Origin of the sequence: Mixta tenebrionis, from assembly GCF_006517625.1 — a bacterium.
Classification (GTDB): Bacteria; Pseudomonadota; Gammaproteobacteria; order Enterobacterales; family Enterobacteriaceae; genus Mixta; species Mixta tenebrionis.
In genome coordinates, this window is record NZ_VHQI01000001.1 from 624,548 (window position 1) to 646,898 (window position 22,351).

Annotated in this window: 17 protein-coding genes and 1 pseudogene; 7 read left to right on the forward strand and 11 right to left on the reverse strand. The window is 59.0% G+C overall.

The window, feature by feature from the left end; all coding sequences use genetic code 11:
- Window positions 1-33: 33 nt before the first annotated feature.
- The 3 genes from FKM52_RS02835 to FKM52_RS02845 all read right to left on the reverse strand — a co-directional run bounded on the left by FKM52_RS02835 (window position 34) and on the right by FKM52_RS02845 (window position 4,388).
- Window positions 34-2,457 (reverse strand): DUF3772 domain-containing protein, encoded by a 2,424-nt coding sequence (locus FKM52_RS02835; RefSeq protein ID WP_246085489.1) that lies wholly within the window; start codon window positions 2,455-2,457, stop codon window positions 34-36.
- A 214-nt stretch (window positions 2,458-2,671) separates the two neighbouring features.
- A complete protein-coding gene (gene pbpG / locus FKM52_RS02840; RefSeq protein WP_141174666.1) occupies window positions 2,672-3,622 on the reverse strand; it encodes a D-alanyl-D-alanine endopeptidase in 951 nt (316 codons plus the stop codon).
- A 178-nt stretch (window positions 3,623-3,800) separates the two neighbouring features.
- Entirely contained in the window at window positions 3,801-4,388 is a 588-nt protein-coding gene (locus tag FKM52_RS02845) for a Yip1 family protein (protein ID WP_141174667.1), read from the reverse strand.
- A gap of 177 nt (window positions 4,389-4,565) precedes the next feature.
- Between FKM52_RS02845 and FKM52_RS02850 the strand changes: the two genes are divergently transcribed.
- Window positions 4,566-5,141, forward strand: a complete 576-nt coding sequence (locus tag FKM52_RS02850) for a DedA family protein (protein ID WP_141174668.1) — start codon at window positions 4,566-4,568, stop codon at window positions 5,139-5,141.
- On the opposite strand, the gene fetB is transcribed toward FKM52_RS02850, so the two are convergent.
- Together fetB and fetA are read right to left on the reverse strand one after the other, a co-directional pair.
- Entirely contained in the window at window positions 5,138-5,899 is a 762-nt protein-coding gene (fetB, locus tag FKM52_RS02855; protein WP_141174669.1) for an iron efflux ABC transporter permease subunit FetB, read from the reverse strand. The genes FKM52_RS02850 and fetB overlap by 4 nt on opposite strands.
- On the reverse strand, window positions 5,896-6,552 hold the full coding sequence (gene fetA, locus FKM52_RS02860) for an iron efflux ABC transporter ATP-binding subunit FetA (protein ID WP_141174670.1): 657 nt from the start codon (window positions 6,550-6,552) through the stop codon (window positions 5,896-5,898). The genes fetB and fetA overlap by 4 nt, the downstream gene beginning before the upstream one ends.
- Before the next feature lie 125 nt (window positions 6,553-6,677).
- On the opposite strand from fetA, the pseudogene FKM52_RS02865 reads away from it, so the two are divergent.
- The 3 genes and pseudogenes from FKM52_RS02865 (at window position 6,678) to FKM52_RS02880 (ending at window position 12,099) form a co-directional block, all read left to right on the forward strand.
- Window positions 6,678-8,492 (forward strand): annotated as a pseudogene (locus FKM52_RS02865) (glycoside hydrolase family 15 protein).
- Between the two features lie 191 nt (window positions 8,493-8,683).
- On the forward strand, window positions 8,684-9,790 hold the full coding sequence (locus FKM52_RS02870; RefSeq protein WP_141174671.1) for a L,D-transpeptidase family protein: 1,107 nt from the start codon (window positions 8,684-8,686) through the stop codon (window positions 9,788-9,790).
- A 725-nt stretch (window positions 9,791-10,515) separates the two neighbouring features.
- The gene (locus tag FKM52_RS02880; RefSeq protein ID WP_141174673.1) at window positions 10,516-12,099 is read left to right on the forward strand and encodes an inorganic phosphate transporter; all 1,584 of its coding nucleotides are present in this window, start codon (window positions 10,516-10,518) and stop codon (window positions 12,097-12,099) included.
- Here the strand turns inward: FKM52_RS02880 and FKM52_RS02885 are convergent.
- The 4 genes from FKM52_RS02885 to FKM52_RS02900 form a co-directional block, all read right to left on the reverse strand.
- Window positions 12,075-13,277 (reverse strand): MFS transporter, encoded by a 1,203-nt coding sequence (locus FKM52_RS02885; protein ID WP_141174674.1) that lies wholly within the window; start codon window positions 13,275-13,277, stop codon window positions 12,075-12,077. The genes FKM52_RS02880 and FKM52_RS02885 overlap by 25 nt on opposite strands.
- A 78-nt stretch (window positions 13,278-13,355) precedes the next feature.
- The gene (gene dusC / locus FKM52_RS02890; RefSeq protein WP_141174675.1) at window positions 13,356-14,306 is read right to left on the reverse strand and encodes a tRNA dihydrouridine(16) synthase DusC; all 951 of its coding nucleotides are present in this window, start codon (window positions 14,304-14,306) and stop codon (window positions 13,356-13,358) included.
- Window positions 14,307-14,441: 135 nt separating this feature from the next.
- The gene (gene rhlE / locus FKM52_RS02895; RefSeq protein ID WP_141174676.1) at window positions 14,442-15,914 is read right to left on the reverse strand and encodes an ATP-dependent RNA helicase RhlE; all 1,473 of its coding nucleotides are present in this window, start codon (window positions 15,912-15,914) and stop codon (window positions 14,442-14,444) included.
- Window positions 15,915-16,157: 243 nt separating this feature from the next.
- Window positions 16,158-16,550 carry a YbhQ family protein gene (locus tag FKM52_RS02900; protein WP_141174677.1) on the reverse strand — a complete coding sequence of 131 codons (393 nt, stop codon included), beginning with the start codon at window positions 16,548-16,550 and terminating at the stop codon, window positions 16,158-16,160.
- Window positions 16,551-16,727: 177 nt separating this feature from the next.
- On the opposite strand from FKM52_RS02900, the gene FKM52_RS02905 reads away from it, so the two are divergent.
- Genes FKM52_RS02905 through FKM52_RS02915 form a run of 3 tightly spaced genes read left to right on the forward strand, consistent with a single transcriptional unit; the run spans window position 16,728 to window position 19,785 of the window.
- Window positions 16,728-17,489, forward strand: a complete 762-nt coding sequence (locus FKM52_RS02905; RefSeq protein ID WP_141174678.1) for an endonuclease/exonuclease/phosphatase family protein — start codon at window positions 16,728-16,730, stop codon at window positions 17,487-17,489.
- Entirely contained in the window at window positions 17,486-18,730 is a 1,245-nt protein-coding gene (clsB, locus tag FKM52_RS02910; protein WP_141174679.1) for a cardiolipin synthase ClsB, read from the forward strand. The genes FKM52_RS02905 and clsB overlap by 4 nt, the downstream gene beginning before the upstream one ends.
- A complete protein-coding gene (locus tag FKM52_RS02915; RefSeq protein WP_141174680.1) occupies window positions 18,730-19,785 on the forward strand; it encodes a lysylphosphatidylglycerol synthase domain-containing protein in 1,056 nt (351 codons plus the stop codon). Before clsB ends, FKM52_RS02915 begins: the two co-directional genes overlap by 1 nt.
- Window positions 19,786-20,459: 674 nt before the next feature.
- On the opposite strand, the gene FKM52_RS02920 is transcribed toward FKM52_RS02915, so the two are convergent.
- Both FKM52_RS02920 and FKM52_RS02925 read right to left on the reverse strand, forming a co-directional pair.
- Window positions 20,460-21,170 (reverse strand): Bax inhibitor-1/YccA family protein, encoded by a 711-nt coding sequence (locus FKM52_RS02920; protein ID WP_141174681.1) that lies wholly within the window; start codon window positions 21,168-21,170, stop codon window positions 20,460-20,462.
- 132 nt (window positions 21,171-21,302) lie between these two features.
- Window positions 21,303-22,349 (reverse strand): DUF1615 domain-containing protein, encoded by a 1,047-nt coding sequence (locus tag FKM52_RS02925; RefSeq protein ID WP_141174682.1) that lies wholly within the window; start codon window positions 22,347-22,349, stop codon window positions 21,303-21,305.
- Window positions 22,350-22,351 lie beyond the last annotated feature (2 nt).

Sequence of the window (22,351 nt, forward strand, 5' to 3'; positions counted from 1 at the left end):
GGGCCGCCGGTTTAACCAGCGGCCCGTTTTCCCTCACGGCTGCTGGGGATTTTTTACCACCACATCGCCATTTTTCTGCTCGATAATCATCGTCTGCGGGCGCGACAGCACAATGCCCTCTTTGCGCAGCCGGGTAAGAATATCGAACAGCAGATCGCTCTTCGCGCTGCCCACCTGGCGCTGCGTCGCGACGTTGCCGGTAACGCTCAGTACGATGCCCTGCGGCGTCAGATCCTTAAAGCTGACGGAAGGCTCCGGCGTCTCCAGAATGCGTTCGTTCTCGCGATATACCGCCAGCAGAATCTCGCGGACCTGCTGCGGATCGATATCCAGCGGAAAGGTCAACATAATGGTCACCACGCCCTGCGCGTTGCCCATGGTGGCATTGCGCACGTTCTGCGAGATTAGCTGCGAGTTGGGCACAATAACCGTCGATTTATCGCTCAGCTGGATTTCAGTGGCGCGTACGTTGATGCGGCGAATATCGCCTTCGATGCCGCTGATGCTCACCAGATCGCCCACCTTCACCGGACGTTCGGTAAGCAGAATCAGACCGGAGATAAAGTTCTTCACAATCTCCTGCAGGCCGAAACCGATACCTACCGACAGGGCGCTGACGATCCACGCCAGCTTATTCCACTGTACGCCCATGGTGGAAAGCGTCAGCAGAATCACCAGCACGTAGCCGATATTGCTGAACAGCGTCACCAGCGAGACGCGCATCCCGGTATCCATAGTGGTTTTCGGCAGGAATTCATTATCCAGCCAGCGGCGCACCGAACGCAGCACGTAAATCCCGATGACCAGGCAAAGCAGCGCGTTCACCAGATGCGCCGGCACGATATTCAGCGTCTCCAGCCCTTTGCCGCCCCAGAACTCCACCGCCTTTTGCAGCAGCTCAATCGGCGTTGAGGTGCCGAAGGTGCCGTTGAGCACCGCCACCGCCGCGAACAGCAGCAGGATAGTTTTGCCCAGCGCCGCCAGCAGCGCCGCCGCCTGCGCCAGATGGCACCCATCGATATTCAGCGAAGTCTGGATGCGTTTGCCGCTGGGATTATTAACCGACAGCAGGGTTTCACAGCCGTCGCTGACCAGATGGCTCAGGAAATAGAAGGCGCCGCAGACGATGCCGAGCCAGACCAGCTCATAGCTAAGGAAGCGCGCCAGGGTGACGTAGCCCACCGCCAGCGACAGCAGAATCGCCAGCCCGGCCAGGGTAATCGCCATCTGGATCAGCCCGACCAGCGTTGATTTCGCCTCCGGCGTCTGCCCCTGCTGCGCCAGCCGGCGCCGCACGCGGCTGGAGCGGAAACTGATAGAGAGCGCGGTGGCGCCCACCAGCAGCGCCGTCATGCCGTTCGCCAGGATGGTAGTGCCGACGCTGGTGCCGACGCTGCTGTTCAGCGCCTCTACCGTCTGGAAAATAAATACCAGCGTTGCGGTCAGCGGCGGGAACGGCTTCAGCGCCATCGCCACTTCATTAGAGATAGCGGGCAGGCGCCAGGAGGGGCGCCGCGTGGAGAGAAAAGCGCGTCCCAGCCCGGCAATCAGCCCGCAGAACACGCTCAGCTGCACCAGGCGATCGACGAAATCCTGCACGTCATCAGTCACCTCCGCGCGGCGGGTAAAGGCCTGATCGAGAAAATTAAACGCCAGCACCACCGCCGCCAGGGTAGTCAGCGCGATCGCCGCGGCGAGGAAGCTGCGCCGCAGCCGCCCTTCCGGCAGCTGATGAATACTGACCCAGGCGAGAAACTCTTCGCCGTAACGCCGCCCCAGCGTGGCGATCAAAATCGCCGCCACCAGCCACAGCAGCGTTCCCGCCCGCCAGCCCGGCTCCCAGGCGAGGGCCGCGGTATCCGCCAGCTCATCGCGGAAGCTGGCCAGCTTCTCGCCGTCCAGCTGTTGTACGTTAAACAGCGGCGACCAGAAACGCGATCCGAAGATACTGCCGGAATTCAGCGCCAGCTGGGTTTTCAGATTATCGCGCCGCAGACTGACGATTTGCGCGCTAAGGTTCAGCGATCCGTTCTTAATCGCCTCCGCCTGCCTGATCTGATCGTCCAGCTTTTGCTTCTGACTCTCCAGCGCGGCACGCTTGCGCGTTACCTCCGGCGTCTCTTTAACTCCGCTGTCCGCCTTCGGCGCCGGCCCCAGCACCGCCAGCTGGGCAATCAGCTGCTGGCTTTGCGGGATCAGCGCCTGGCCCAGCGTATCGGCATTGCCCGACAGCTCCAGCGCCAGGTCGTTCAGCTGCGACAGCTGCGCGTCATTGATCTCGCCGGAAACCTGCCCTTTAATTTTGTCGAGGATTTTTTGCATCTTCGGCAGCTCAACCGCCGCGTTGACCTTAACTACGGTCTCCTCTTCTGCCGTCGCCGTCGACGCATCGCCGTCGTCTGCCGCGTGAAGGTAGAGCGGCGCCAGCGCCAGCAGCGCCAGCAGGCTCGCCCGCATCAATCGTAACCATTTTGCCATCGAACGTCGTTCCACTTTTTCCAGTTCCGCGGCCCTGCCGCGATCGCGCGCCAGTGTATGCTTTTGCCGGTAGCTTCACTACAGGAAATCGGCAACAAATTTTCCCGCTAAAGATAAGCGATTGTCAGCGAACGGCGCCACATTACGCGACGCACGGCTGGCTGGCGCCGCCGGATGCGGCGGCGGGAAAATGCTACTCCGTCGCCTGTTCGTCAGAGCGGCGGTTGCTGGCGGTCTGCGCCGATTTCTGTTTTTTATAGGCCAGCGCCGCCGCCGGCACCGGCGCGGATTTGCCGGTTTCCAGCCAGCTCCGCAGGCGGTTGGCATCGGCGAAATGGGTATATTTGCCGAAGGCGTCCAGCACCACCAGCGCTACCGGGCGCTGATTAATCACCGTGCGCATCACCAGACAGTGGCCCGCCTGATTGGTAAAACCGGTTTTCGTCAGCTGGATATTCCAGTCCGGCTTATAGACCAGATGATTGGTATTGCGGAACGGCAGCGTGTAGTCGGGATTGCTGAAGCGCGCCATCTGCTCATGGGTGGTGCTGAGCTGGCCGAGCAGCGGATAGCTTTTAGTGGCGATCAGCAGCTTTATCAGGTCGCGCGCGGTAGAGACGTTGTGAATCGACAGGCCGGTCGGCTCAACGTAGCGGGTATGCGTCATGCCCAGCGCGCGCGCTTTGGCGTTCATCGCACGGATAAAGGCGTCGTAACCGCCGGGGTAGTGGTGCGCCAGGCTGGCGGCGGCGCGGTTTTCCGAGGACATCAGCGCCAGCAGCAGCATATTTTTCCGGCTGATGGCGCTTTTCAAACGCACGCGCGAGAAAACGCCGCGCATTTCCGGCGTCTGGCTGATGTCAACGTTCAGCATCTCATCCAGCGGCTGATGCGCATCCAGCACCACCATCGCCGTCATCAGCTTGGTGATTGACGCCACCGGCCTGATGCGATCGGGATGGCTGGCGTAAAGCACTTTATTGGTATTTAAATCGACGATCATCGCGCTGCCGGAGGCGATCTGCGGCTGGGAGAGCGGCGCGGGCGCGCTTAGCGGCGACGCGGCCAGCGCCTGGCCGCTCAGGCCCGACGCGGAAAACAGTAAAGCCAGGCTCAGCAATGAATAACGAAATTTTGCGGGCATCGTTTAACAACTTACCGGATTAGGATTGCGCGCTGTGTGCAACACAGGCTGCCGCCGCGAAAGAAAAACCGTGCGGCGGCTGGCAGGCAGCATAATACGCTGGCAGGCCGCTAAAATCCTGGCGAAATTTTGTTTCCGGGCGTAACCAGGCCGCCGCCCACGGCGGCGGCGTTGGCGGCTAGCCCAGCCGGTAGCCGTAGCCCCACAGCAGCACCGTCAGCGCCAGCAGGACTTCAAACAGCAAAATACCGATCGCCAGCGTAGAGCCGGAGAAGCGCAGGCTCTCTTCGCGATCGATATTTAACAGCTGCGGAATGCCGATATACAGCAGATAACCGGTATAGAGCAGCGCCAGCGCGCCAGCAAGCACGCACAGCCAGACCAGCGGATAGAGGGCAATCACGCCGCTGATAAACAGCGGCGTGGCGACATAGCCGGCAAATACCGTACAGCGCGCCAGGCTGGGGCGCTGCGGATAGTCGCGCGCCATCCAGTGGATTACCCGCCCCATTACCGCCACGCCGCCTAAAATCAGCAGATAAAACAGCAGCGCCAGCATCAATCCGGTAGTGAAATCCAGCGGCACGGTGCGCCCGCCGCCCAGATGCCAGCCGAGCTGCGTGGTGCCGATCAGCGAACAGACCACCGGAATCGCCGCCATCAGCAGCACGTGGTGGGTATAGTGATGGGAAACGCTTTCGTTTTCCCCTCTGATATTGCGCATTTCCCGACCGGGATGCGCCAGAAGACCCCAGACATGGTTCATTGCTTTACCCTCCGCCGTCACTGACCGCCCGATGCGGTTTCTCTTAAGTATAATTCGCCTGCTTACTTTTTCCGCGCACGGCACGACGCTTTTGCCCGGCGTCACGCTTTTTTCGCAAGACGGCGATAACGGGGTATACACTTACCCTGACGCTAAGGTGAAAAGGGATGGTAAATTTTGCATTTCGATATCAACCAATTAATTGAGCAGTATGGCTATCTGGCGGTGGTGATTGGCTGTATCGCCGAAGGGGAAACTTTTGCGTTGCTGGGCGGCGTGATCGCCCATGAAAAACTGCTGCGCTACAGCGGCGTGGTGCTGGCGGTAATGCTCGGCGGCTTTCTGGGCGATCAGCTGCTGTTCTATATCGGACGGCGCTTTGGCTCACGTATTTTACGCCGCTTTAAAAAGCATCAGGGCAAGCTGAAGCGCGCCAACCGTATGATTCGCCGCTATCCGGTACTGTTTATTATCGGCGTGCGCTTTATGTACGGCTTTCGCCTTATCGGCCCGATTATTATTGGCGCCAGCCGCCTCAGCCCGCTTAAATTCCTAATTTTCAACGCCATCGGCGCCTTTATCTGGGCGCTGGTGTTCGTTACCCTCGGCTACTTTGCCGGGGAGATGGTCGCCCCCTGGCTACATCGCCTTGACCATCATCTGAAGCATCTGCTGTGGCTGGCGCTGGCGGTGCTGTTCGTTGCGCTGCTGCGTCTGGCGTTCCGCCGCTGGACGCGGCGGCATGAGAGTTAATCCCGCAGCTGGGCGCGCGCGTTGTAAAAGCGTCGATAGCCGAGCGAGGCGGCGATAATGGTTGAAAACGCCGCGGTGCCAAGCAGCATAAAGGTCACCATAATCTGATATTTAATCGCCTGCACTGGATCGATGCCGGCGAAAATCAGCCCCGACATCATTCCCGGCAGGCTGACCAGCCCGACGGTTTTCGCCGCGTCCACCGTTGGGATCATCGCGGCGCGAATGCTGTCGCGCACCAGCGCGGCGGAAGCAAGTTTCACCGGAGCGCCAAGGCTCAGCATCTCCTCAATCTTCTGGCGGTTATCGGCGAAGCGCTGATTCAGCTGGGTATAACAGAGCCCGACCGCCACCATCGCGTTGCCGGCGATCATGCCGGAAACCGGAATTACCTGCATCGGTACAAAGGCGATGGCGCCGCTCAGTACCAGAATGGTCAGCGTCAGGCCGGCGCCGGAACCGATGGCGATCAGCGAAATCCAGAAGGCGTTGTCGATGCGCTTACTGCGCTTGCGGGCGTTCAGCGCCGCGTTAACGCAGATAAACAGCACCATCAGCAACGTCAGCCAGCGGCTGTTGAAATCGAACAGATAGTGCAGCACATAGCCGACGATGCTCAGCTGCACCACGGCGCGCAGCACGCTCCATAAAATATCTTTATGCAGGCCCAGTTTCTCTTTCTGGCTGACCAGCAGCGCCACCAGCACCAGCATAAAGGCGAGCGCCAGCGAACTGTTATCAATAGCGGGATGATTCATTGCGCGGTCTCCATACCGGGAGCAAGAGAGATAACGCGCGCGCCGTCGCCGGTTTCCTGCGCGTCGTGGCTAATCCACAGCACGCTCATCGCGTGGCGCCGGGCGGTCTGCTGAATCAGCTGCTTAACCAGCGCTTTGTTATCCGCATCCAGCGCGCTGGTAACCTCATCCAGCAGCAGCAGCGCGGGCGGAAACTGTAAATTGCGCAGCAGCGCCACGCGCTGACGCTCGCCGCCGGACAGCCCGTCGATCGCTTTATCCAGCAGCTCAGGCGGCAGATTCAGCTGCGCCAGATCCGCCAGCAGCGCCTGCCGGTCGGGCTGCTGCTGACGAATTTGCCAGGGAAAGGCCAGATTATCGTAGACGGTCGCGCCAAACAGCTGCGGCGTCTGAAAGCAGCAGGAAACCTGGCGGCGATAGCGCTCCGGCGCCAGGCTGGCGATATCTTCGCCGCGAAAAAGTATGCTGCCCGTGCCCGGCGACAGCAGCGAGGCGATAATTTTCATCAGGGTGGTTTTACCGCTGCCGGAAGGACCTGTCAGCCAGGCGAACTCTTGCGCCTGCAGGGTAAAAGAAATGGGCGCCAGCAGATAGTTTTCCGCCAGCCGATAGCTGACGTCGCGCACCGCCAACAGTGGGATCTCCGTGGACATACAGGCTTCCTTTTCAGTTTTGCCGTCGATAATAACGCGGAAGGAGGCGGAACGAAAAAGCAAACAGGCGCCAGTGGCGGTCGCTTGTCTATAGTAACTGTTCTGGCAACGCAACCGGGGGCGGTATGGCACAGGTAAAACGATCTATCGATCATCACGGCGTTATTGGCGATCTACGCACCTGCGCGCTGGTGGCGAACGACGGCGCCATCGACTATTTCTGCTGGCCTGACCTCGACAGCCCGTCGGTCTTCAGCGCCCTGCTCGACAGCGACGAAGCGGGCATTTTCAGCCTGACCCCGGCATGGCAGGCGTACCGACGGCAGCAGCTCTATCTGCCCGATACCAATATTCTGCAAACGCGCTGGCTTGCCGCCGAAGGCGTGGCGGAAATCACCGATTATATGCCGATCTGCGCACAGCAGGATAGCCAGCCGCGCATTATCCGCCGGCTAAAAATGGTGCGCGGCGAGGCGCGTTTTCATCTGCGCTGCGCGCCGGTGCATGACTACGCGCGCGCCGCTACCCAGGCCAGCCTGCAGGACGGCGCGGCGCTGTTTTGCGCTGAAGGCCAGCCCGATCTGCGCCTTACCGCCAGCGTGCCCCTGACGCTCGATCGCCAGGCGGCGGTGGCCAGCTTCACCCTGCGCGCCGGAGAGCATGCGGAATTTATTTTCGGCAGCGCGCAGGATGAACATCTCGACAATTTGCACACCGATATCTGCTTTCAGGAGACGCTGCGCTACTGGCGCAGCTGGTGCCAGAAAAGCAACTGGCGCGGGCGCTGGCGAGAGATGGTAAAGCGATCCTCGCTGACGCTGAAGCTGCTGACTTCCTGGCAGCACGGCTCTATCGCCGCCGCCGCCACCTTCGGCCTGCCAGAAGAAACCGGCGGCGAGCGCAACTGGGACTATCGCGCCTCCTGGATCCGCGACGCCTCGTTCAGCGTATATGCGCTGATGCGCCTCGGCTATGTTGACGAGGCGAAGCGTTTTACCCACTGGGTAGGCCGCTGCGTGGAGCACAGCCAGCAGGATCCGGCGCGACTACAGGTGATGTATCGCCTCGACAGCACCACCGAGCTGCACGAAAGCGAACTGCCGCACCTTTCCGGCTATGCGGATTCACGTCCGGTGCGCATCGGCAACGACGCCTGGCGGCAGACGCAGCTGGATATCTACGGCGAGCTAATGGACGCGGTTTACCTGGCCAATAAATATGGCGAAGCGATCTCGGAGCGCGGCTGGCGCAACGTATGCAATACCATCAACTACCTGTGCTAGCACTGGCAGGAGCCGGACGCCGGCATCTGGGAGATGCGCGGCGAGCCGCAGCATTTTCTCCACTCGCGGCTGATGTGCTGGGTGGCGGTCGATCGCGCGCTGCGCCTCGGCGTCAAGCGTTCGCTGCCGATGCCCTATGAGCGCTGGGACAAGGCGCGCAGCGCTATACGCGAGGATATCTGGCAGAACTTCTGGCATCCGCAGCTGGGCCATTTTACCGCCACGCGTCACGGCAGCTCGCTTGACGCCTCGATGCTGCTGATGCCGCTGGTGCGCTTTGTCGGCGCGACCGATCCTGACTGGCTGGCGACGCTGGACGCCATCGGCGCGAAGCTGGTGCGCGACGGCATGGTATGGCGCTACGATCGCGCGGAAACGCCGGCCGACGCCCTTCAGGGGCGCGAAGGCGCTTTTGTCGCCTGCTCGTTCTGGTATGTAGAGTGTCTGGCGCGCGCCGGGCGGGTGGAAGAGGCGCACTTTGAGTTTGAGAAGCTGTTGAGCTACGCCAATCCGCTGGGCCTGTACGCCGAGGAGTTTGATGTCCACGGTTTCGCGTTGGGCAACTTTCCGCAGGCGCTCAGCCATCTGGCGCTGATTAGCGCCGCTTTTTTCCTGAACCGCAAGCTGGATGGCGAAGAGCCGCAGTGGCAGCCCTGACGGGAAAAAATGCTGCCGGGGTATGCAGGATAGCTTTAGATGACATAGAGTTAATTAAATATGATGCTATAAGGAAAATTCCTGATTCCACAATCTGTGGTTATGCACATATAATGTGCAGCCGGTCGTACTGGCCGCACCTGGGTTACTTTTTAACAAGCCATTTATTGGCATTAAACTATTGAAATAAGATGAAAAAAAGCATTCGCGCAATCGCTTCACTTGCAGTGGCTCTGGTGGCGTTTAGCCAGCAGGCGCTGGCCGTGGTCTATCCCCTGCCGCCGGCCAACAGCCGTCTCGCAGGTGAAAATATCGAAATCACCGTCCCGCAGGACAGCAAACTTCCGCTGGAGGCTTTTGCTGCGCAGTATCAAATGGGCCTGAGCAATATGCTGGAAGCCAACCCCGGCGTGGATGTTTATCTGCCGCAGCCAGGAACAAAACTGATCATTCCTCAGCAGCTGATCCTGCCTGACGCGCCGCGCGAAGGTATCGTGATCAACAGCGCGGAGATGCGCCTCTACTATTACCCGAAAGGCACCAACACCGTGGTGGTGCTGCCGATCGGCATCGGCGAACTGGGCAAGGATACGCCGGTAAACTGGACAACCACCGTTCAGCGTAAAAAAGCCGGGCCGACCTGGACGCCGACCAAAAAAATGCATGAAGAATATGCCGCCCGCGGCGAAACGCTGCCGGAAGTTTTCCCGGCAGGGCCGGATAACCCAATGGGGCTGTATGCGCTCTATATTGGGCGTCTGTACGCCATTCACGGCACCAACGCCAACTTCGGCGTAGGCCTGCGCGTCAGCCACGGCTGCGTGCGTCTGCGCGCCGACGATATCAAGTGGCTGTTTGATAATGTGCCGGTTGGTACGCGCGTACAGTTTATCGACCAGCCGGTGAAGGCGACGGTGGAGCCGGACGGTTCGCGTTACGTCGAGATCCATAATCCGCTCTCCACCACCGAAGAGCAGTTCAAATCACGGGCGCCGGTGCCGATTACCCTGACGCCAGCGGTAAGCAAAGTAATGTCTGACGCCAGCGTCAACCAGGCGGTGATCGATCAGGCGCTGAAGCTGCGCTCCGGTATGCCGGTGAAAATCAACGGCCCTGCCGATGCTGTCCAGCGGCCGGCGGGCGTAGAGCCGCAGCCGGTGATGCCGCAGAGCGCTGAGGGCGCCGCCCCGCCCCAGGCGCCGATCAGCGTCGCCCAGCCGGCCGTAGCGAACGACGCCGCAACGCCGGATAACGGTGAGGATGACGAGTCAGCGGTGAGCGACTACAGCGGTTCCTGATGAACCCTGCGCAGTTACTAACGGGCGATGTCAGACATCGCCCTTTTCTTTTCTGCCGAATCCGCCAGCGCCTGAAGCAATTCTCTCTCGCCTGGCTGGCGCTGCGCTTATTAACCCGACGCGCAAGAAATAGAAATTTTATTATTAATAAATATAAAATTATTAACATGCTATTTATTGGGCGTGGATCGGGCTATCAAAAATGATAATAAGATTAAAATAATATATTGACGCGCAGCGAAGTTTTCATAATAATCCCCCTTGTCACTTTAGCTGTAATATACAAATAGCTGTTCATCTTTTCCAACACCAGGGAAATTATTTTATAATAATTATTATTGCTGCTGGTGTTTTTTTACCAGCGGCATTTTTGTTTTATCAGTTATATCGATTATTGAATAAATTAATAAGGTTACGATTAAGCAGCGCGAAAGCATTGCCTGCATAATTAATAATTCAGACTACACACAGATGCGCCACACCAGGGCCATTGCATGGCGGTTGCTGTTTTTTATCCGATAGCAGCAGAACAAATAACGCCAACGTTTTATTATTTAATAAGGCGTTTTTTTAACGCTATATTGTCATTTAACGCGTACGGAAAATTTAACATTTCCCTGCCGATGAATTAGAGCTGCGTGCTTATTTTTTATTAATTACCTTCATTATTTTGTCATATAAAAAGCGTATCACGGCTGTCAGCTTCATCTATTTTATGGTGTCGTATGAGCGAGCATCGCCTGTTTACCCGTTGCGCTACGCGTTTCCCCGCCCTTTACACCCCGCGTTGCAGCAGGCAACGGCGCGTGCGCATCGCGCTGACGCTGCTGTTGCTGGCCAGCCTTGCCTGGATGATGCAGCAGCTTTCCCCGGAAATCCGCTATGCCGTCGACGGCGGGCTGCCCCTCCTCTCCGCCCTGCTGCTCTGCGGCGCGCTGCTGCTGGCGCTGGCGTTTATCTTTATCAACGGCATGCACGATACCGCTAATGCGGTGACCACGGTGATCTATACCGGCACGCTCTCACCAACGCGCGCGGTGCTGATTTCCGCCGTTGCCAATATGACTGGCGTAGCGCTGGCCAGCGGCGTAGTCGCCTGGAGCGTTATGTCGCTGCTGCCGCCGGAAGGGTTGATAACGCTGGATACGCGCCACGGCTATGCGCTGATCTATGCGCTGCTGCTGTCAGCCGTTGGCTGGAATTTTACCAGCTGGTACATGGCGATCCCCTGCTCCTCTTCTCATGCGCTGCTGGGGGCGATGCTGGGCGCCGGCTGCGCCAGCAGCCTGCTGCATGACGGTCAGGCGCTGAACGGCGTTGACTGGCGTCAGGCGGAGCGGACAGGCTGGGCATTACTGCTGGCGCCGCTGCTGGGCTTTCTGGCCGCCGGCCTGCTGCTGAGGCTGATAGCGCTGCTGCCCGCTTGCGGCACGCCGGGAACCCGCCCGCCGCTCTGGCTGCGCGGCATGCTGATGCTGACCAGCAGCGGCGTCTCCTTCGCTCACGGCGCTAACGATGGGCAGAAAGGGATGGGGCTGATCATGGTGATCCTGCTGATCGCTCTGCCGGGCGCTTTTGCCCTGAATCGCGCGCTGCCGGAAAGCGAGCTCGCCAGCCTGACGCGGCTGACGGCGCAGGCGCAGGCGCGGTTGCCGGCGCCGGAGAACCTGACGCCGGCACAGACGCCGCTGCAACATTATCCGCATCAGCAGCCAGGCCGCAGCGATAAGACGCTGGCGACGCCTGGCGTGATGGCGGGCGCAATATATCAGCAGCTAAGCACCACCGCTCACCTTAACGCGCTGACGCCTGACGAACGCATCGCGCTGCGTCTGCGTATGGCGCTTACCGCCAACATGGTACGTCAGCTGCTGCAGGAAAAGGAATCGCTGGCGCCCGGCCAGCGCGCGCTGCTCAGGGAACTGGCCGCACAGCTCGATCATGCCGCTAAGATGATTCCCTGGTGGGTAAAAATCGTGACGGCGCTGACGCTGGCTTTGGGTACGCTGACCGGCTGGCAGCGTATCGCCATCACCATCGGCGAGCGTACCGGAGCCGCGCCGCTCAGCGCAGCGCAGGGCGCCAGCAGCGAGCTGGTCGCTATGACCGCCCTGGGCGTGGCGGAACCGTTCGGCCTGCCGATCTCCACCACGCAGGTGCTGGCCTGCGGCGTGGCGGGCAGTATGGCGGCAAGCGGCAGCCCGCTGCAAAGCGCGACGCTGAAGCGTATTGGGCTGGTCTGGCTGCTGACGTTGCCGGCCTGCGCGCTGCTGTCAGCCCTGCTCTATACGCTATTGCTGGCGCTGTAACGCCGCGTGCGCAGCCAGAGACGCAGCGTCAGCAACAGCGCCAGCAGCACCATCAGCGCGGCGGCAGGCCAGATGGCGCTCATGCCCGCATGGCTAATCACTATCCCGGCCAGCGGACCGGTTAACCCCAGCGCCAGGTCGAGAAAGGCGGAATAGGCGCCAAGCGCGGCTCCCTGATTCTGCAGCGCCACCTGTTTTACCGCCTCCACCCCCAGCGCCGGGAAGATCAGCGAAAAGCCTGCGCCGGTCAGCAATGCTCCCGCATCCACCAGCCAGGGCGAGTTCGCCTGCCAGATCAGCAGCAGCCCTGCGCACTCCAGCGCGAAAGAGCAGATCGATACCGGCAGCCCGCCATAGCGCGTAATAGTACGGCTGAAGATCAGCCGGGTCGCGACAAAAGCGAGACTGAACAGGCTGAGGGCGTAAGCGGCCCCCTGCCACTGGCGGCTGGCAAAGTAGAGGGTAATAAAAGTGGCGATGATGCCGAACCCGATGGTGCCCAGCCCCAGCCCCAGGCCATAAACCCAGATTTTAGAGGCGACGCGGTAAAACGGAATGCGCACGCCGGGAACGACGCTAACCGATGGCCTGCGGCTCGCCAGCAGCAGGCCGCCGATGCCCATCAGCATCACCAGAATGGCGAAGCCGTGAACCCCCATCAGCGCATTCAAGGTCACGCCGGCAGGCGCCCCTACCGCCATCGCCAGATAGGTGGCGACGCCGTTCCATGAGATCACGCGCGCCGTCTGCGCGCTGCCGACGATATTCATTCCCCACAGCGTGGCCCCGGTGCTGCTGAAGCTCTCCCCCACGCCCAGAAACACCCGCCCCGCCGCCAGCAGCAGCAGGCTCAGCCAGGGCGTTGCTGTTGCCAGCCCGGCCAGCACCGTCAGCAGTCCGCTTAAAGCGCAGCAGCTCATGCCCAGCATCACCACTTTCTTCGGCCCCAGCGCATCGGCCAGCCGCCCCGACTGCGGCCGGCTGACCAGCGTGGCGAAATATTGCACGCTGATAATCAGACCCGCCATCAGCGAGCCGTAGCCCAGCTGGTTATGCACAAAGCCGGGCAGCACCGCCAGCGGCAGGCCCACCGAGAGATAGCAGAAGAAGGTGAAAATAATCACGGCAAGGATGCGCCGGTTCAGCTGCGCATTGGTTAAAGCAGGTGTCGAATCCATAGGCGATAAAAGCAGCAGGGGGACATACGAACCCATCATACGTCAGGGGCGCTGGCAAAGTCCTGCTCTTTTAATGCGTTACGCCACAACCTGTTCACAGTGGCGATCGATCGCCGCCGCAATATCGGGCGAGGTTTTCAGCGTGCGCACGGTGGTAAACAGGCTGTCCGCCTGCGGATAGGCTTTACGCAGATAACCGAGCCACTGCTTAATGCGCGCCACATGATACATGCCGGTATCGCCCTGCTTTTCCAGTCGGGTATAGCGATGCAGTAGCGCCATCACCTCCGGCCAGGGCACCGGCGGTTCATTATATTTCACCACCCGACTGAGGTTCGGCACGTTCAGCGCGCCGCGCCCGATCATTACCGCATCACAGCCGGTTATCGCCATACAGCGCTGCGCGCTCTGCCAGTCCCAGATTTCGCCGTTGGCGATCACCGGAATCCGCAGGCGCTGACGAATTTCGCCGATCGCCTGCCAGTTAATACATTCGGCGCGGTAGCCCTCTTCTTTGGTACGGCCGTGCACCACCAGCTCGCTGGCGCCCGCCTGCTGCACCGCATCGGCGATTTCAAAGCGCTTTTCGCCTGAATCCCAGCCGAGACGCACCTTCACCGTAACCGGCAGATGCGAAGGCACCGCCGCGCGCATCGCTTTCGCGCCCTGGTAGATTAATTCAGGATCTTTCAGCAGCGTGGCGCCGCCGCCGCTGCCGTTCACCAGCTTTGAGGGGCAGCCGCAGTTAAGATCGACGCCCCATGAACCCAGCTCCACCGCACGCGCCGCGTTTTCCGCCAGCCACTGCGGCTGCTGCCCCAGCAGCTGTACCCGCACGCGCGTTCCAGACGAGGTGCGGCTCTGCTGCCGTAGCTCAGGACAGAGACGCAGAAACGATTTTACCGGCAGCAGCTGATCCACCACGCGCAGAAACTCGGTGATGCAAAGATCGTAATCATTTACCGAGGTCAGTAATTCGCGCACCAGCGAATCGAGCACGCCTTCCATCGGCGCCAGTAACACCCGCATGAGAGATACCTTTGTATAAATTGACGCGCAAGTTTACGCCTTTTGCCGCAGGGAGAGAATCATTTGCCGGAAGGATTATGGCGGGCGCGATAAAAAAACGGCCACCGCTGGGGTGGCCGTCTGTAAGGCAGGTAATCAGCGGTTACCGGCGGGCTTATCGCTGCGCGGACGCGCTGAGCGCTGGCCGCTGCGATCGCCGGAAAGGCGACGCGACGGCGCGCCTTCGCCGGCGCTACGACGGGCTGCGCCGTTTTCACCTGACGGACGGCGCGATACGTTGCCTTCGCTCGCGCTACGACGTGGCTGGCGCTCGCCGGAGGCAGAGTGACGCTGAGCCGACGAGCGATCGCCTGCCGTCGACTGACGCTGAGCTGATGAACGATCGCCGTTCTGACCGCGTCCGCCCTGACTGCGTCCGCCGCCGCCGCGCTGCTGGCGCCCATTCTGAATCGGTTCCGCTTTGATGCTGGGATCCGGCTCAAAGCCCGGCAGCGCCATACGCGGCACTTCGCGCTTCAGCAGACGTTCAATATCGCGCAGCAGCTTATGCTCATCAACGCAGACCAGCGACAGCGCTTCGCCGGTGGCCGCCGCGCGTCCGGTACGTCCGATACGGTGCACATAATCTTCCGGTACGTTAGGCAGCTCGTAGTTCACTACGTGCGGCAGCTCTTCAATATCAAGGCCGCGCGCGGCAATATCGGTCGCCACCAGCACGCGAATCTGCCCGCCTTTAAAATCGCTCAGCGCACGGGTACGCGCGCCCTGGCTTTTATTGCCGTGAATCGCGGCGGCGGTGATGCCATCTTTATTCAGCTGTTCAGCCAGGTGATTGGCGCCGTGTTTGGTGCGGGTGAATACCAGCACCTGCTGCCAGTTGCCCTGGCCGATCATCAGCGACAGCAGCTCGCGTTTGCGTTTTTTATCCACAAAATGCACATGCTGAGTTACCTGCTCCGAGGCGGTGTTGCGGCGCGCCACCGCAACCTGGCTGGGGTTATCCAGCAGTTTTTCCGCCAGCGTTTTGATTTCGTCAGAGAAGGTCGCCGAGAACAGCAGGTTCTGACGTTTCGCCGGCAGGCGCGCCAACACGCGGCGGATATCGTGAATAAAGCCCATATCGAGCATACGATCTGCTTCATCCAGCACCAGCATCTCAACTTTAGAGAGATCGACGGCGTTTTGATGCGCCAGATCGAGCAGGCGTCCCGGCGTTGCCACCAGCAGATCGACGCCGCCGCGCAGTTTCATCATCTGCGGGTTAATGCTGACGCCGCCGAATACCACCAGCGAACGTAGGTCGAGATATTTGCTGTAGTCACGCACGTTTTCGCCGATCTGCGCCGCCAGCTCGCGCGTTGGAGTGAGAATCAGCGCACGTACCGGGCGACGCCCTTTTGCCGGCTGCGGCTTCGCATTCAGCAGCTGCAGGATCGGCAGGGTGAAGCCTGCGGTTTTGCCGGTGCCGGTCTGGGCGCTGGCCATCAAATCGCGACCTTCCAGTACCACCGGGATCGCCTGGCTCTGGATGGGGGTAGGCTCACGATAGCCTTGCTCGGCAACCGCACGCAAAATATCGGCGTTCAGGCCGAGAGAATCAAAAGACATAGGGGTTTAACTCCGGTTCCGCCCTGACCGTCGTTAACGGTGCAGTTTCCAGGGGGAAAGTCTGACGCTTGTCGGGCAAGCGATTGAAAGAGCACAAACTACGGTGCGTAATGCGATCAGTGTAACAGTTTACACGGCGGCGGGATAGCGGCACGCCTTCGACGAGTGAAAAAGGTTGCCTTGCAGATAAAAAAACAGGGCCGCAAATAGCGGCCCCTGACGGTTTTTTGATGCGCAGTTTATTTAGCCGCGTTTCTTTTCCGGCTGCGGCGTCGGCTCTTTCGCCAGCAGCGATACCAACGCCGGCCCTACCAGCATCACCATGCCGAGGCAGGCCAGCAGCAGGTTGTTATGAATTACGCGCGAGATGAGAAACAGCACCAGCATCGCCGCGCCGAAGTAATAGGTGGTGGTGATCTCTTCTAAAAAATCCCCTACCCGCCGCAGCCGCGCAATACGCTGCGTCAGCAGCATGGCGATAAACACCGCGGCATAAGCGGCTACCAGTACGCTGCTGACCTCAACCAACGCCCTTTCCCGCCAGCCCCAAACCAGGGCTACGAACATCAACAGATGCAAAGAAATATGCAGGCAGTGTTGGCCGGTAGCAATCTGAATACGGTTAAACCATTTCATCCTCTTCTCCTGGCGGCGTCTGTACGCCGCCCAAGTTGCCGGCAAAGCCGGTGACGAATGCCCTCAATGTAACGCAAATTTCAGACAATGCCGCAATTCCCGGCGGAAATCAGCGCCCTTTTGTGACAAAGACTACACTTTATCGGAATTCAAAACAAAAAGGAGAGCGCCCCCAGTATGTCACAAAAAGCGCAAGGATTTTCCTTTAAAGTCCTGACAATTAATACACATAAGGGTTTTACCAGCTTTAACCGGCGCTTTATTTTGCCCGAACTGCGCGAAGCGGTACGCGCGACCTCTGCCGATATCGTCTTTTTACAGGAGGTGATGGGCACCCACGCGATTCATCCGCTACAGGTAGAGAACTGGCCGGATACGCCCCACTATGAGTTCCTGGCCGATACCATGTGGAACGATTACGCTTATGGACGCAATGCGGTGTATCCCGAAGGCGATCATGGCAATGCGGTACTCTCCCGCTTTCCTATTATTGATTATGAAAACCGTGATATTTCGGTCGAGGGGACGGAAAAACGCGGCGTGCTGCACTGTCGTTTACAGATCCCGCATCGCCAGCAGGAGCTGCACGTAATGTGCGTGCATCTGGGCCTGCGCGATGCGCACCGCAACGCGCAGATGGCGATGATGTGCGAAATGATCGCCGCCCTGCCCGCCGATGCGCCGCTGGTGGTCGCGGGCGATTTCAATGACTGGCAGCTACGCGCCAATACGATGCTGAAGCGCTGCGCCAATCTGGATGAGGTGTTCAGCCGTCAAAACGGCCGTCCGGCGCGCACCTTTCCGGCGCGTTTTCCGCTGCTGCGCCTCGATCGTATTTATGTGCGCAACGCGGGCATCAGCCACCCCTGGGCATTACCGATGCGGCCCTGGTCTCACCTCTCCGATCATGCGCCGCTGGCCGTGGAGATTCATTTATGACAATAAGCTGGCGCGACGGCAACCGTATTAAGCTGCTGGAAAACGGCGAAGAATTTTTCCCGCGCGTATTCGGTGCCATCCGGCGGGCGCAGCATAGCGTGCTGCTGGAAACCTTTATTCTGTTTGAAGATGATGTGGGCAACGCCCTGCACCGCGAGCTGCTGGCCGCAGCGCAGCGCGGGGTGAAGATTGAGATGATGGTGGATGGCTACGGCTCGCCCGATCTTTCCGACGAGTTTGTTTCCAGCCTGACCTCGGCGGGCGTGCGTTTTCTTTATTACGATCCGCGCCCGCTGGTAATGGGGATGCGTACCAATGTGTTCCGGCGGCTGCACCGTAAGATTGTGGTGGTCGACGGCGTAATCGCCTTTGTCGGCGGGATTAATTTTTCCGCCGAGCACAACAGCGATTATGGTCCGCAGGCGAAGCAGGATTACGCCATCGAGGTGAAAGGGCCGATCGTGGATGACATCGGGCGCTACGTGCAGGCCGCCATCGGCAGCGAGGCGAATACCCGCCGCTGGTGGGGGCACCGTTCGCATCGTCCAACGGTGAATCAACGGCCGGGCGACGCGCAGGCGCTGTTTGTCTATCGCGATAATGATGAGCACCGCGACGATATTGAGCAGCACTATCTGGAGATGCTGAGCAAGGCGAAGCAGGATGTAATTATCGCCAACGCCTATTTTTTCCCTGGCTATCGGCTGCTGCGCGAGATGAAGAACGCCGCCCAGCGCGGCGTGCGGGTGCGGCTGATTGTGCAGGGCGAGCCTGATATGCCGATTGTTAAGGTAGGCGCGGAGCTGCTCTATAACTATCTGGTGGAGGGCGGCGTCGAGGTATATGAATATATCCGTCGTCCGCTGCATGGCAAGGTGGCGGTCGCCGATCGGCAGTGGGCGACGGTCGGTTCCAGCAATCTCGATCCGCTGAGCCTTTCGCTGAATCTGGAAGCGAATCTGATTATTCACGATCGACAGTTTAATCAGACGCTGCGCGATAATCTGGAGCGATTGCTGCAGGAGGATTGCGTGCGCGTGCAGGAAGATAAGTTACCGAAACGCACCTGGCTTCAGCTGAGCAAGAGCGTGATTGTGTTCCATTTTCTGCGTCATTTTCCCGCTATCGCTGGCTGGCTGCCGGCCCATACGCCGAAAGTAAAGCAGGTGCCGCCGCCGGTGCAGCCTGAGCTGGAAACCCAGGATCGCGTCGAGTCGGATAACCAGAGGGTGAAATCCTGATGTCAAAAGCTCATCCAAAGTGGAAGCTGGCCAAAAAGATTTTGACCTGGCTGTTTTTTGTCGCCGTTATCGTGCTGTTGGTGGTATATGCGCGCAAGGTGAACTGGGAAGATGTGTGGAAGGTTATCGTTAACTATAACCATGTCGCCATTTTCAGCGCCGTGGGGCTGGTGGTGCTCAGCTATCTCGCCTACGGCGGTTATGATTTGATTGGGCGCGCCTATTGTGGGCATAAGCTGGCTAAGCGGCAGGTGATGCTGGTGTCGTTTATCTGCTACGCCTTTAATCTGACGCTGAGTACCTGGGTGGGCGGCGTGGCGATGCGTTACCGGCTCTATTCCCGGCTTGGATTAAGCGGCAGTACCATTACGCGCATTTTTTCGCTGAGTATCGCCACCAACTGGCTGGGTTATATTTTGCTGGCGGGGATTATTTTTAGCGCCGGGATGGTGCCGATTCCGCCGGGCTGGTTTATCGGCGAAGGTACGCTGCGTTTGATTGGCGTGCTGTTATCGTTGCTGGTGGTGGTATTTTTGGCCGCCTGCGCTTTTTCTAAACGGCGCCACTGGAAGGTGCGTGGTCATAAGCTGGCTCTGCCGTCGTTGCGTATGGCGCTGTTTCAGTTTGTGATTTCAAGCGCCAACTGGATGGTGATGGGGATGATTATCTGGCTGCTGTTAGGGCAGGAGGTGGATTATCCGGTGGTGTTGGGCGTGTTGCTGATTAGCAGTATCGCCGGGGTGATTATTCATATCCCAGCCGGGATTGGCGTGCTGGAGGCGGTATTTCTGGCGCTGCTGCGCGGCGAGCATGCCAGTCACGGGCAGATTATTGCCGCCCTGCTCGCCTATCGCGTGCTTTATTTTATTTTGCCTTTGCTGTTGGCGCTGGTGCTCTATCTGTGGCTGGAGAGCCGTGCTAAGCATTTGCGTCAGCAGAATGAGCGTAAGATGCAGGAGCAGGATGACGCTTTAGCCGCGGAAGATGGCGCTGCGGATAAGGATAGCGCTCATGCCGAGCAGCAGGTTGCCGGAGCGCCGGGTAAGGCGGTTTAGCGGAATGGTTTTTGGCACCTCAGGCGCCTGCGTGGGGATGCAGCATGGTTTTTGGCATCCTGGGCGTCTGCGCAGGGATGCAGCATGGTTTTTGGCATCTTAGGCGCCTGCGCAGGGAGTACCGGTCGATCGTAAAGACGCAAAATCTGTCATCCCTGACCGCTCGGCCCGCGCCGTCCATGGCGCGGGACGCTTTACTCCTCGCCCGGTACTCCCTGCGCTTTGAATAAGGTGCATAGCTGTGACAAAACCCAACGAATGGATTTAGTCGCTAAGAATTGAATGAAGTGTATAACTGTGACAAAACCCAACGAATGGTTTTAGTCGCTAAGAATTGAATGAAGCGCATAGCTGTGACAAAACCCAACGAATGGATTTAGTCGTTAAGAATTGAATGAAGTGCATAGCTGTGACAAAGCCCAACGAATGGATTTAGTCGCTAAGAATTGAATGAAGCGCATAGCTGTGACAAAATCCAAATAAATAAAGCCACAGCCGTAACGCAGTGTACGGCTGTGGCTTTNTTAAGAATTGAATGAAGTGCATAGCTGTGACAAAGCCCAACGAATGGATTTAGTCGCTAAGAATTGAATGAAGCGCATAGCTGTGACAAAATCCAAATAAATAAAGCCACAGCCGTAACGCAGTGTACGGCTGTGGCTTTTTTGGTTTGATTAGCGGCGGTTACCGAAAATTCGCAGCAGCATCAGGAACAGGTTGATAAAGTCGAGGTAGAGCGTCAGCGCGCCCATAATCGAATAACGGCGCAGATTTTCTTTATCGCGCGTATCAATTTGTTCGCCAATCGCCTTCAGTTTTTGCGTGTCGTAAGCGGTCAGGCCGACAAACACCACCACGCCGATGTAGGTAATCGCCCACATCAGCGCCGGGCTTTTCAGCCAGAAGTTGACCAGCGAAGCCAGCAGCAGGCCGATCAGCGCCATAAACAGAATGTTGCCCATTTTGCTCAGGTCGCTTTTGGTGGTGTAGCCCCAGAAGCTCATGATGCCGAACATGCCGGCGGTAACAAAGAAGGTGCTGGCGATGGAAGAGTAGGTGTAAACCAGAAAAATACTCGCCAGCGTCAGGCCGGTCAGCGCCGAATAGAGCATAAACAGCGCGGTGGCTACGCTGCCGCTCAGCTTATGTACCAGACCGGAGAGCACAAATACCACCGCCAGCTGGGCGATGATCAGGCCGAAGAAGGTGATGCGGTTCGCCAGAACCATTTCCATTACCGCCGGCGTGTTGGCGGCGTACCAGGAGATAAAGGCGGTGAGCAACAGACCGCAGGTCATCCAGCCATAAACCTGCGCCATATAAGTTTGCAGCCCCGTACCGGCACGCTGCACGATTGAATCCTGAGTGCGTGGAAATCGATCCATAGATCCCCCTGATGGTGTGAAAGTTAAGTTATTCAAGTGTGGCATAGATCTGGTCGATCGCGCCATTACCCGTTTTTTTCTGCCGCAAATTAGCGGCCCGCGGCCTTTAGCCACGGTGCGTAACCGTCGCGGTTAGCGACGGGCCATACATTGCTGATAGCGGCTGTTAACGCGCTGGGCGAACCAGGCGGTAGTCAGCTTGCGGGTGATTTTCGGGCTTTCCAGCTGAATGCCGGGCAGCATCTGACGCGGCAGCGTGCGTCCAGCCTGGCTGTCCGCTAACGTAAAAAGTTGTTTCCACAGTTTGCTTTGCTCGAAGTCCGCGCTGTCGCCCTTCTCCAGATCGCGGCGAATGGCGCGATCGCTCATGCCCAGCTGTTTGCCCAGCGTACGCACCGCCAATTCGGTAGCGCCCGCTTTGTCGGTGTTATAGAGGATGAGATCGCCATCCAGCGCCAGTTTCATACCGGTAGCGCGTGCCACCGCCGCCTGAAACGCCGCATTACGGCTGGCATACCAGCCTGCGTTAAAGTCGGCGAAGCGGTACAACGGCTCGCTGTAGCTGGCCGGATAGCCCAGCAGGTGCTTCACGCCAAACCAGATGCCGCCGTGGCGCGTAAAGACTTCCTGACGGATACCCTCTTTCACCGGCCACGGATAGCCCTTCGCATTCGCTTCGGCAAAGGCGATGCTGACCTGCATCGGCCCGCCGGTGTGGATCGGATTGAGATTGCCAAACAGCGTCCGCCCCATCGGCACCATATCGATAAAGTCATCAAAAATCGCGCTCAGCTCTTTTTCGCTGCGTACGCTATCCAGCCGATCGGCGTAGCTGCGTCCGTTAGAAGATTTGATCAGCAGCGCGGTGCGTACCAGAAAGGCCGGAATATGCAGTCGCGCTGCGCGTTTGTTGATTTCGCCCCAGGCAATTTTCGACAGGCCGGAAACCGGCGCGTCGACGTTGAAGTTAGTTTCCTGATCGGCCACGGCGACGATGGCGCAGATATGGCTGTCGCTGGCCTCAATCTGCTGGGTACGCAGGGCGGTGGCGATATCGCCGGCCCATTCCGCCTTTTGCCGCACGTGCGCAGGCAGCAGTTTCACTACGCGCGCCTGTATCTGCTGCGGCGTTTGCTGCGAGGTCGGTTGCGGTTTGCTGCTACAGCCCGCCAGCGCCAGCA